Source organism: Streptomyces sp. MBT53, from assembly GCF_016654115.1.
Lineage (GTDB): Bacteria > Actinomycetota > Actinomycetes > Streptomycetales > Streptomycetaceae > Streptomyces.
On sequence record NZ_JAEQAZ010000015.1, the window covers coordinates 185,087 to 196,215 of the forward strand.

Consider the following 11,129-nt stretch of genomic DNA (forward strand, 5'->3'; position numbering starts at 1 on the left):
CGCACTGGGTGGGGTGGATCTGTTGATTCGCGGCTGCGAGTGCGTTGTGGCTGGTCGCGCCCCGCGGCGGAGCCGCAAATAGACACAGCCCCGCGCCCCTGAAACGGGGCGCAGGGGGACCTGCGTCAGCTCGGTACCGTCTCTTTCACTTCCGCCGTTCGTGGCTGTGCGGGTACCTCTCGATGGGCCGGGTCGTTGACCTCACCCACCAACAGCTCCAGTACGTCCTCCATCGCCACCAGGCCCAGCACCTTGCCGGAGGCGTCCGCCACCTGGGCCAGGTGCGTGGCCGCGCGGCGCATGACCGTCAGGGCGTCGTCCAGGGGGAGTTCGGAGCGGAGGGTCGTCATGGGGCGCCAGATCTGTTGCGGGACCGCCCGTTCGGATTCCTCCAGATCCAGGACGTCCTTGACGTGCAGGTAGCCCATGAAGGCGCCTGTTTCCGCCGCGATCGGGAAGCGGGAGTAGCCGGTGCGGGCGGTGAGGGCGACGATCTCGCCCGGGGTGACCGAGGGGCTGACCGTGACCAGGTTCTCGCGGCGCAGCAGGACGTCGGTGACCGGGCGGGAGCCCAACTCCAGTGCGTCCTCCAGGCGTTCCTGTTCCTCGGGGTCGAGGAGGCCTGCCTGGCCGGAGTCCTCCACCAGGCGGTTGAGCTGTTCGCTGGTGAAGACGGCCTCGACCTCGTCCTTGGGCTCCACGTGGAAGAGCCGCAGGATGGCCTGGGCGACGGCGCCGAGGGCGATGGTGATCGGCTTGCAGACGCGGGCGAAGGCGACCAGGCCGGGGCTGAGCCACATCGCGGCCTTCTCCGGCGCGGCCATCGCGAGGTTCTTCGGGACCATCTCGCCGATGACGAGGTGGAAGAAGACGACCGCGGCGAGCGCGAGGACGTAGCCGAGGGGGTGGATCATGCCGTCGGGCAGGTGCATCCACTCGAAGACCGGCTCCAGGACGTGGGCGACCGTCGGCTCGGCGACCGCGCCGAGCGTCAACGAGCAGACGGTGATGCCGAATTGGGCCGCGGCCATCATCTGCGGCAGGCGCTCCAGACCGTAGAGGACCTGGCGGGCGCGGGCCGTGCCGAGGGGTTCGATCTGGCTGCGGCGGACGGAGACGAGGGCGAACTCGGCGCCGACGAAGAAGCCGTTGGCGAGCACCAGCAGGACGGCGAAGAGGAGTTGGAGGACGGTCATCGGGCCGCCTCCATGGCGTTCACGGCGGGAGCCGTGCGGACCAGGCGGACCCGTTCGGCGCGGTAGTGGCCGACCTGGCGCACCGAGAGCCGCCAGCCGGGGAGTTCGGCCTTGTCGCCGGGGGCCGGGATGCGGCCGAGGAGATCGGCGACGAGTCCGGCGACGGTCTCGTACGGTCCTTCGGGCACGTCGAGGCCTATGCGTTGGAGGATGTCGACGCGGCAGCTGCCGTCGGCGTCCCAGGCGGGTCTGCCGTCCTCGGACGGCGCCGCTGCGAGTTCGGGTACGTCCTGGCCGTCGTGCTCGTCGCGGACCTCGCCGACGAGTTCCTCGACGATGTCCTCCAGGGTGACCACACCCGCCGTACCGCCGTACTCGTCGACGACGACGGCGATCGGCTGCTCGCTGCGCAGCCGGGCCAGGAGGGGCTGGACGGGCAGGGTCTCGGGGACCAGCACCGGCGACTTGGCGATGCTGGTGACGGGGGTGCGGAGTCTGGCGTGCGAGGGCACGGCCAAGGCGTCCTTGAGGTGGACCATGCCGACGATCTCGTCGATCTTCTCGCGGTAGACCGGGAAGCGGGAGAGACCGGTGGCGCGGGTCAGGTTGACGACGTCCTCGGCGGTCGCCGACGACTGCAGCGCGCTGACCTTCACGCGCGGGGTCATGACGTGCTGTGCGGTCAGCTCGCCCAGCGACAGGGTCCGTACGAAGAGATCGGCCGTGTCCTGTTCCAGGGCGCCGGCCTGTGCGGAGTGGCGGGCCAGGGAGACGAGTTCGCCGGGGGTGCGGGCCGAGGCCAGCTCCTCGGTGGGCTCGACGCCCAGGGCGCGGACGAGCCGGTTGGCGACCGCGTTGAGCGCGGCGATCACCGGGCGGAACAGCCGGGCGAACGCGTGCTGCGGTGCGGCGACGAAGCGCGCGACCTGGAGGGGCCGCGACACGGCCCAGTTCTTGGGCACGAGCTCGCCGATCACCATCTGCACGGCGGAGGCGAGCAGCATGCCGACGACCACGGCGACACCGGAGACGGCGCCCTCGGGGATGCCGATCGCGCTGAACGGGTCGTGCAGCAGCTGGGCCAGGGCCGGTTCGGCGAGCATGCCGACGACCAGGGAGGTGATGGTGATGCCGAGCTGGGTGCCGGAGAGCTGGAAGGACAGCTCCTTGAGCGACTCGACGACCGTGGCGGCCCGTCGGTCGCCCTCGGCGGCGGCCTTCTCGGCCTCGGGGCGCTCCACGGTGACGAGCCCGAACTCGGCGGCAACGAAGAAGCCGTTGGCCAGAATCAGCAGGATCGCCGCTCCGAGGAGCAGCAAGGGGATGGTCATGCCGCCGCCTCGATATGTCGGGAGGGGGCGGCGCAGGTACTACAGGACGATCCGTCCATCGCTGGAGGGAGTCACTCCTCGGGTAGCAGGGGGCCTCTGAAGACCGGGGGGAGCATCAGTGGCGGAGGCGCGACGAAAAACGCCACCGCCAACAGATTAATCAAGACATGGCCATCTACGGCAGATCCCTTGTCGAGTGGGCCTCGGTGAGCGCCCGCAGCGTGCGCGCGTCGGCGATGGCCCGCTCCTTGGCGATGCCGGGCTGGATGCCGAGCACGGGGAGGCTGGTGCCGTCGTTGAGGTTGAGGAACACCCAGGGGTCGCCGGGGCGCAGGTTCACCTGGAGGATCTCGGCCCACTCCAGATGGCGCCTGCTGACGATGTTCACGACGGTCACTCCGGACTCGTCGGCGACGACCTTCACCCGGGCCAGCACGGCCAGCACGCCGAAGAGCAGGGCACCGGTGAAGACGAAGCTGAGCTTCTCCCCCGGGGTGAGCTGTTCCAGGAGCATCGCGACGGTCGTGATGACGACGAAGATCGCGACGCCGGCGGTGAGCAGTACGGCCCGGGTGCGGCCCGGCCGGAACGTGACCGGCAGGGCGGGGAGTTCAGACATGGTCGGCGTGTTCCTCGACGTACTTCTCGACGTGTTCCTCAGAGACGGCAGGCGTGGATGGCCGTCGTCAGGATGGCCCGGGCGCCGATGTCGTACAGGTCGTCCATGATCCGCTGCGCCTCCTTGGCGGGGACCATCGCGCGGACGGCGACCCAGCCCTCGTTGTGCAGCGGGGAGACGGTCGGGGACTCCAGACCGGGGGTGAGCGCGACGGCCTTCTCCAACTGCTCGACCCGGCAGTCGTAGTCCATCATCACGTACGTCCGCGCGACCAGGACGCCCTGGAGGCGGCGCAGGAACTGCTGGACCTTGGGCTCCTCGACCTCGGCGCCCTTGCGGCGGATGACGACGGCCTCGGACTTCATGATGGGCTCGCCGAAGACCTCGAGGCCCGCGTTGCGCAGGCTGGTGCCGGTCTCGACGACGTCCGCGATGACCTCGGCGACGCCCAGTTCGATGGCCGTTTCCACTGCGCCGTCGAGGTGGACGACGGAGGCGTCGATGCCGTTGTCGGCGAGGTGGCCGGCGACGATTCCCTCGTACGAGGTGGCGACCGTCTTGCCCTTGAGGTCCGCCATGCTGCTCGCCGCGCCGGGCTTGGAGGCGAAGCGGAACGTGGAGCGGGCGAAGCCGAGCGGGAGGATCTCCTCGGCGGAGGCGGCGGAGTCGATGAGCAGGTCGCGGCCGGTGATGCCGATGTCGAGGCGGCCGGAGGAGACGTAGATCGCGATGTCGCGGGGGCGGAGGTAGAAGAACTCGACCTCGTTGACCGGGTCGACGATCCGCAGTTCCTTGGACTCCCGGCGCTGCTGGTAGCCGGCCTCATGCAGCATGTCCGCCGCAGGTCCTGACAGGGAACCCTTGTTGGGGACGGCGATGCGCAGCATGAGGTCGGCTTCCTTCGCGTGAAATGGGGTGAAGTGTCGCAAACGGTTCTGAAGGTGTTTTTACAGGTGGGCGTAGACGTCGTCCAGCGAGATTCCGCGGGCGACCATCATCACCTGGACGTGGTAGAGCAGCTGCGAGATCTCCTCGGCGGCCGCCTCCTTGCCCTCGTACTCGGCGGCCATCCAGACCTCGGCGGCCTCTTCGACGACCTTCTTGCCGATGGCATGGACGCCCTTGCCGACCAGCTCTGCGGTGCGGGAAGTGGCGGGGTCGCCCGTGGCGGCCTTCTGCTGGAGCTCGGTGAAGAGCTCCTCGAACGTCTTATTGGACATGGTGCTGCCCACCCTATTGCAAACAATCGTGGGCTTAACGCCACGGTTCAGATACTGAGCGGAGGGTGGCCGCCGTCGCCACGGCCGCCGTCACCGCCTCGTGCCCCTTGTCCTCGTTCGAGCCCTCAAGACCCGCCCGGTCGAGGGCCTGCTCCTCGGTGTCGCAGGTCAGGACGCCCATGCCGACGGGGACGCCGGTCTCGACCGAGACCTGGGTGAGGCCCTGGACGACGCCCTGGCACACGTACTCGAAGTGCGGGGTGCCGCCCCGGATGACGACACCGAGGGCGACGATCGCGTCGTAGCCCCGGCCCGCCAACACCTTTGCCACGACCGGGAGTTCCCAGCTGCCGGGGACCCGGAGCAGGGTCGGCTCGTCGATCCCCAGGTCGTGCAGGGCGCGCAGGGCGCCGTCCACCAGACCGTCCATCACCTTTTCGTGCCACTGTGCCGCGATGACGGCGACCCGCAGGTCTCCGACGTTGCGTACGGACAGTTCCGGTGCGCCCTTGCCGCTCACGTTCTCTTGTCTCCTAGAGGTCTGGTCTGGTTACTGGTTGCCGCAGGTGGACACGGGTGCCGGGTCCAGCCAGGGCAGGTCGTGGCCCATGCGGTCCCGCTTGGTGCGCAGGTAGCGGAGGTTGTGCTCGCCCGCCTGTATCGGCATCGGCTCACGGCCGGTGACCTTGAGGCCGTGCCGGACGAGCGCGTCGGTCTTGTCGGGGTTGTTGGTCATCAGGCGCAGGCTGCGGACGCCGAGATCCTCCAGGATCTGCGCGCCGGCGCCGTAGTCCCGGGCGTCGGCGGGCAGGCCGAGTTCGAGGTTGGCGTCGAGGGTGTCCCGGCCGCGCTCCTGGAGTTCGTACGCCCGGAGCTTGGAGAGCAGGCCGATGCCGCGCCCCTCATGGCCTCGCAGGTAGACCACCACTCCCCTGCCCTCCGCCTGGATGCGCTCCAGGGAGGCCTCCAACTGGGGGCCGCAGTCGCAGCGCAGGGAGTGGAAGACGTCGCCGGTGAGGCACTCGGAGTGGACGCGGACCAGGACGTCCTCGCCGTCGCCGATCTCGCCGTGGACGAGGGCGACGTGCTCGACGCCGTCTACGGTGGAGCGGTAGCCGTAGGCCGTGAACTGGCCGTGGCGGGTGGGGAGTTGGACCTCGGCCTCGCGGCGGACGGTGGGTTCGGCGGTCTGCCGGTAGGCGATCAGGTCCTCGATGGAGATGATCGTGAGGCCGTGCTTGCGGGCGAAGGGGATCAGTTCGGGGAGGCGGAGCATACGGCCGTCCTCGCCCGCGATCTCGACGATCGCGCCGGCCGGGCGCAGGCCCGCGAGGCGGGCGAGGTCCACGGCGGCCTCGGTGTGGCCGTTGCGCGTCAGCACGCCGCCGGACCGGGCGCGCAGCGGGAAGATGTGGCCGGGGCGGACGAAGTCGTCGGCCTCGGTGGTGCCGCTCGCGAGGAGCCGGAGCGTGGTCGCGCGGTCGGCGGCCGAGATGCCGGTGGTCACACCGTGAGCGGCCGAGGCGTCGACCGACACCGTGAACGCGGTCTTCATCGACTCGGTGTTGTCCTCGACCATCTGCGGGAGCCGGAGCCGGTCCAGCTCGTCGCCCTCCATGGGGGCGCAGATGAGGCCGCGGCACTCGCTCATCATGAAGGCGACGATCTCGGGCGTCGCCTTCTCGGCGGCGATGACGAGGTCGCCCTCGTTCTCGCGGTCCTCGTCGTCGACGACCACGACCGGGCGACCGGCCGCGATGTCGGCGATGGCCTGCTCGACCGGGTCGAGCGAGAAGTCCTCGAAACCGTCGGTGCTGTACAGGATCGGTGCCGCTGTCATGCCGGCGCTCCTTCCAGGACGGGCTGCGGGGCCTTGCGGGAGCGCAGCCACCAGTCGCGCATGCCCCACAGGACGAGTGCGCCGTAGATGACGTAGACGAAGCCGGAGAAGGCGAAGCCGTTGGCGAAGTTGAGGGGGACGCCGACGAGGTCGACGAGGAGCCAGGCGAACCAGAACTCGACCATGCCGCGGGCCTGGGCGTACATCGCGACGATCGTGCCGACGAAGATGTAGGCGTCGGGCCACGGGTCCCAGGAGAGGGAGGGGTACGCCTTGAAGAGGGCGGCCACCGCGACCGTCCCTACGGCGGCGGAGCCGACCAGGATCGCGCGCTCGCGCCAGGTGGCGAAGCGGGGGGTGATGTGGCCGTCGGCGGAGCCGCCCTTGCCGCGGTTCCACTGCCACCAGCCGTAGACCGCGACGACCATGACCACGATCTGCTTGCCGGCGCTGCCGGACAGGTGGGCGGTGGCGAAGGCGGCGAACAGGATCACGCCGGAGACGAACTGCGTGGGCCAGCTCCAGATCGAGCGCCGCCAGCCGAAGGCCAGGGCGATCAGGCCGACGACGTTCCCGATCATGTCCGACCACTTGATGTGCTGGCCGAACAGGACGAAGGCCTCGGAGTTGAGCCAGTTCACGGGGTCACCTCGCGGTCGCCCATGAGCCGCTCGACGTACTTGGCGATGACGTCCACTTCGAGGTTGACCGGGTCGCCGGGCTGCTTGAGGCCGAGCGTGGTCAGGTCGAGGGTCGTGGGGATGAGGCTGACCGTGAAGTAGTCGGGGCCCGCGTCGACGACCGTGAGGCTGATGCCGTCGACGGTGATGGAGCCCTTCTCGACGACATAACGCGTGAGGTCGGCCGGGAGGGAGATCTTGACGAGCTCCCAGTTCTCGGACGGCTTGCGCTCCAACACCGCGCCGGTGCCGTCGACATGGCCCTGCACGATGTGTCCGCCGAGGCGGGCGCCGAGGGCCATGGGGCGTTCGAGGTTGACGCGGGAGCCGACGGCGAGGACACCGAGGCTGGAGCGGTTCAGGGTCTCGGCCATGACGTCGGCGGTGAACTCGTCACCCTCGTGCTCGACGACGGTGAGACAGACGCCGTTCACGGCGATGGAGTCGCCGTGCTTCGCGCCCTCGGTGACGATCGGGCCGCGCAGACGAAAGCGGGAGGCGTCGTCGAGACTCTCGACGGCGGTGACCTCACCCAGCTCTTCGACGATTCCGGTGAACACTTCCCGGGTCCTCCTGCCACATCGGGGCACGGACTCCGGGGCCTGTCGAAGACGACAGAATGAAACGAACGGAAACACCGAGGACGACGCCGGACAGAACCCGTCCACGCAGGACGAGCCGATACGGCGGCGCGCACGAATGCCCGCCCGCCGCGCACTGCCTCCCATCCGGACTTTAACCGTCGGTCCAGGAATTCCACCTGGTCAACCGGCCGCTGAACTACACGGACGGGTCGCGGACTATAACCGCCGGTTCGGACTTTCACCGACCCCGGAGTGCGCTGCTTCTGGTACACGGCAAGTGTGCCACGCCTGGCAAGGGTCCATCCAGGTGAAGTGTGTGGGGTGGCTCACAGAGGGTGTCGATGGACTTCTCAAGCGGCCCTCACCTGCTGGATCATCTGGTCTAGTCCTTTTCTGGATCTCGGACTCCAGATCTCGGACTCCAGCAGGATCCCCATGATCCGGTCCGGCGGTGGTGACGACGGCCCTTGCCCACCGCCGGGCCTCTCAGCCGAACAGGCCCGGATTCCTCAGCCGAACAGGTCGTCCTGCGCTCCGTCCTGCGCGGTCAGCAGCGCGCCGCGCAGGACGGCTCCGTCGCCGAGCACGCTCGGGCGCACCTCTGCGGGCAGGGGGGACATGAGGGCGATCCGTTCGGCCACGCGTACGGCGAGTTCGTCGCCGCCGGCCTGCCCGACCCCGCCGCCCAGGACCACGCACCCGGGGTCCAGCAGCGCGACGACGGACGCGACACCGAGGGCGAGGCGCTCGGCGAGGGCGTCCAGGAAGCGGACGGCGCGGACATCGGTCACGGTGGCGACCGCCCACCGCACGACCTCCGTCGCGGTCGCCTCCTCCCCCGCACCTTCGGTGCCCAACACTCCGCATTCCCGGGCCAGTTCGAGCACTGCGGCGGCCCCGGCCAGCGAGTGGAAGCCCCCTTCGCAGTCCGTCGCCGACGGGAGTCCCCGGGTGCCCGGCACCGGCAGGAAGCCCAGCTCGCCCGCGCCGCCCGACGCCCCTCTGCGCAGTGCGCCGTCCAGCATCACCGCGGCGCCGATGCCCATGTCCAGCCAGAGGAGGACGAAGGTGTCCCGGTCCCGGACCGCGCCGTCGCGCATCTCCGCCAGAGCCGCGAGGTTGGTCTCGTTCTCGACGACGACACGGGCGTCGGGCAGCCGTTCCTGGAGGGCACCCACCAGGCTGCGGTGCCAGGCGGGCAGGCCGGTGGTGTTGCGGAGTTCACCCGTGGCCGGGTCGATCAGACCGGGGGCGCCGATGCCGACGGTGTGCAGACTGCCCCACTCACGCACGGACTCGGGTCTCCGAACTCCCGTCACCTCAGGCCCGGTTGACCCGGTCCCCGCCTCCTTCACGGCCCGCTCCACCAGCGCGACGGCCTGCTCCACCGCCGGGCCCGTCCCCGCGTCGGCGTCGATCGGCACGGACGCCTCGGCGAGGACCCGGCCGACCAGGTCGGAGACGAGCACGGAGACGCTCTCCAGCCGGACGTCCAGCGCGGCCAGATGGGCGCGGTCGCCGACGATGCCGTACAACCGGGCGTTCGGGCCCCGCCGTTGGGCCCCCGACTCGCCGACCATCTCGATCAGTCCGGAGGCCGTGAGGCGTTCGACGAGGTCGGCGACGGTGGGCCGGGACAGTCCGGTGAGCTGCTTCAACTGCCCTGCCGTCAGCGGGCCTTCGCGCTGCAGGAGACGCAGGGCGAGCCGGTCGTTGATGGCCCGGGCGGTGCTCGGGGATGCGGGCATGCCGGGAATCCTCCCAGATCGAGGGGGCGCGACGGGCGGCTCGTAGTTCTCTATCTATCAGGCAGGGTTCCTGATAGTTTACGCGACGCGAGTGGGGACGGGGATCGACATCGGGGTCGGGATCCGAACAGCAGGAGGGGCCGGACAATGAGCGAAGTGGTCTACGACCGACGCGAGGTGAAGCGCGCCCGGTACGCCGTGGCGGCCGTCTTCACCGTGCACGGCGCGGTCACCGGCTCGTTCGCGACCCGGGTGCCGTGGATCCAGGAGCACGCCCATGTCGCCGCCGGCTGGCTCGGATTCGCGCTCGCCTTCGGCGCGTTCGGTGCCTCCTGTTCGATGCCGCTGGCCGGTTGGATCACGCACCGCTTCGGCAGCCGTACGGCGCTGCGCGGGCTGATCTCGCTGTGGACGATGTCCCTGGTGCTGCCGTCCCTCGCGCCGAACCTGGTCACCCTGTGCCTGGCGATGTTCACCTACGGGGCGAGCGCGGGCATGGCCGACGTCGCCATGAACGCGCTGGGAGTGGAGATCGAGCGTCTCCTCGACAAGTCGATCATGTCGAGTCTGCACGGCATGTGGAGCGCGGGCGCGCTGATCGGCTCGGCGGGCGGCACACTGGCCGCGCACCTCGGTTCGGACGCGCGCGTGCACCATCTCATCGCGGCCGTGATCCTCACCGTGCTCGGCGTGACCGCCTGCCGCTGGGTGCTCGACATCCAGCCGGGGGTGGAGGCGGAGGCGCCGCCGCGGTTCACGCTGCCGCCCCGGTCCGCGCTGCTCATCGGCGCGGTGGGCTTCTGCGCGGTGTTCGCGGAGGGTGCCAGCCTGGACTGGTCGGCGGTGTACCTGCACGACCAGTTGGGCACGTCGGCCGGGCTCGCGGCGGCCTCGACGACCGGTTTCATGCTGACGATGGCGGTGGCCCGGCTGGTGGGCGACGCGGTGGTGAACCGCTTCGGCTCGGTGCGTACGGTCCGCGCGGGCGGGCTCCTGGCCGTGTGCGGTGGGCTGTTGATCGTCGTCGCGGACAGCCCGGCGCTGGCGATGGGCGGGTTCGCGCTGCTCGGTCTGGGCATCGCCGTGGTCGTACCGCTGTGCTTCGCGGCGGCGGGTCACAGCGGGCCCAACCCGAGCCAGGCCATCGCGGGCGTGGCCACCATCACCTACACCTCGGGGCTCATCGCGCCGAGCCTGATCGGCGGGGTCGCGCAGGCGACGAGCCTTGTGGTGTCGTTCTGCCTGGTCACGGCGTTGGCGGGTGGGCTCGCGGTCTTCGCGGGGGTGCTGCGCGCCGGGGACCGGGACCGCCCGAAGGTCAGCGCTCCGAGCGCAGCAGTGCCCGACCGGCAGCTCTGAAGTCCTCGCTCCAGGGCGCGGGGCGCAGCGTTTCGGCGTCCAGCCGGACCAGCACACGGGTGCCGGTCGCGTACGTCACCGAGCCGTCGGCGGAGCAGAGCCGGAACCCGTACGTCAGGCCGGTGTTACCGAGCCGGTCCAGCCACAGGTGGACGCCGTAGCCGCCGGGCTTGGTGACCGGCGCCTCGTAGCTGATGACCAGTTCCTTCACGACGTTGCAGGCGTCGCCGGCGCTCGCCCAGTCGCCGTCGAACCGGACGCCGTGCTCCTGCCACAGCTCGGTCCAGGCCCGCTCGACAAGGAGCGGGTAGCGGGCGTTGTGCAGCATGCCGAGGGCGTCGAGGTCGTCGAAGTGAACGGCCACGGGGATGAGCCGGCCGTGGGCGAGGACGGTGGCGGACGGGCTTTCGACGGTCACGGCGGGGCTCCCGAGCGGTGCTGAGTGGGGCGGTGGAGACTGTGGGGACGCCCCATTCTAAGCAACCGCTCAGGAACCCCTGTTCGAGAGGGCCCAGGTCGGGCGGGCCGGTGCGGGCGAGGACGGGTGGGCGA

12 protein-coding genes and 1 riboswitch are annotated in these 11,129 nt (G+C 70.2%); of the genes, 1 reads left to right on the plus strand and 11 read right to left on the minus strand.

Features of this window, described 5'->3' with window-relative positions; genetic code table 11:
- Positions 1 to 125: 125 nt before the first annotated feature.
- From JHN45_RS08650 to JHN45_RS08695, 10 genes are all read right to left on the minus strand, one after another.
- Complete coding sequence (locus JHN45_RS08650) at positions 126 to 1,196, minus strand: hemolysin family protein (protein ID WP_019066452.1); 1,071 nt, start codon at positions 1,194 to 1,196, stop codon at positions 126 to 128.
- Complete coding sequence (locus JHN45_RS08655; protein ID WP_201048581.1) at positions 1,193 to 2,527, minus strand: hemolysin family protein; 1,335 nt, start codon at positions 2,525 to 2,527, stop codon at positions 1,193 to 1,195. The genes JHN45_RS08650 and JHN45_RS08655 overlap by 4 nt, the downstream gene beginning before the upstream one ends.
- Before the next feature lie 175 nt (positions 2,528 to 2,702).
- Entirely contained in the window at positions 2,703 to 3,146 is a 444-nt protein-coding gene (locus JHN45_RS08660; RefSeq protein WP_201048582.1) for a PH domain-containing protein, read from the minus strand.
- A gap of 38 nt (positions 3,147 to 3,184) precedes the next feature.
- On the minus strand, positions 3,185 to 4,033 hold the full coding sequence (hisG, locus tag JHN45_RS08665) for an ATP phosphoribosyltransferase (RefSeq protein ID WP_200708873.1): 849 nt from the start codon (positions 4,031 to 4,033) through the stop codon (positions 3,185 to 3,187).
- 60 nt (positions 4,034 to 4,093) lie between these two features.
- Complete coding sequence (locus JHN45_RS08670) at positions 4,094 to 4,366, minus strand: phosphoribosyl-ATP diphosphatase (protein ID WP_018534786.1); 273 nt, start codon at positions 4,364 to 4,366, stop codon at positions 4,094 to 4,096.
- 34 nt (positions 4,367 to 4,400) lie between these two features.
- The gene (gene ribH, locus JHN45_RS08675; protein ID WP_019059681.1) at positions 4,401 to 4,886 is read right to left on the minus strand and encodes a 6,7-dimethyl-8-ribityllumazine synthase; all 486 of its coding nucleotides are present in this window, start codon (positions 4,884 to 4,886) and stop codon (positions 4,401 to 4,403) included.
- 30 nt (positions 4,887 to 4,916) lie between these two features.
- Positions 4,917 to 6,206, minus strand: a complete 1,290-nt coding sequence (locus tag JHN45_RS08680) for a bifunctional 3,4-dihydroxy-2-butanone-4-phosphate synthase/GTP cyclohydrolase II (protein ID WP_200708874.1) — start codon at positions 6,204 to 6,206, stop codon at positions 4,917 to 4,919.
- Positions 6,203 to 6,847 (minus strand): nicotinamide mononucleotide transporter family protein, encoded by a 645-nt coding sequence (locus JHN45_RS08685; protein ID WP_200708875.1) that lies wholly within the window; start codon positions 6,845 to 6,847, stop codon positions 6,203 to 6,205. The genes JHN45_RS08680 and JHN45_RS08685 overlap by 4 nt, the downstream gene beginning before the upstream one ends.
- Entirely contained in the window at positions 6,844 to 7,446 is a 603-nt protein-coding gene (locus JHN45_RS08690; protein WP_200708876.1) for a riboflavin synthase, read from the minus strand. The genes JHN45_RS08685 and JHN45_RS08690 overlap by 4 nt, the downstream gene beginning before the upstream one ends.
- 150 nt (positions 7,447 to 7,596) lie before the next feature.
- Positions 7,597 to 7,730: riboswitch (FMN riboswitch) on the minus strand.
- A 249-nt stretch (positions 7,731 to 7,979) separates the two neighbouring features.
- A complete protein-coding gene (locus JHN45_RS08695; protein ID WP_200708877.1) occupies positions 7,980 to 9,218 on the minus strand; it encodes an ROK family transcriptional regulator in 1,239 nt (412 codons plus the stop codon).
- Positions 9,219 to 9,365: 147 nt separating this feature from the next.
- Between JHN45_RS08695 and JHN45_RS08700 the strand changes: the two genes are divergently transcribed.
- Positions 9,366 to 10,577, plus strand: a complete 1,212-nt coding sequence (locus tag JHN45_RS08700; RefSeq protein ID WP_201048583.1) for an MFS transporter — start codon at positions 9,366 to 9,368, stop codon at positions 10,575 to 10,577.
- Here the strand turns inward: JHN45_RS08700 and JHN45_RS08705 are convergent.
- The gene (locus tag JHN45_RS08705; RefSeq protein WP_201048584.1) at positions 10,537 to 10,995 is read right to left on the minus strand and encodes a thioesterase family protein; all 459 of its coding nucleotides are present in this window, start codon (positions 10,993 to 10,995) and stop codon (positions 10,537 to 10,539) included. The two genes, JHN45_RS08700 and JHN45_RS08705, sit on opposite strands and share 41 nt — an antisense overlap.
- Positions 10,996 to 11,129: the final 134 nt, after the last annotated feature.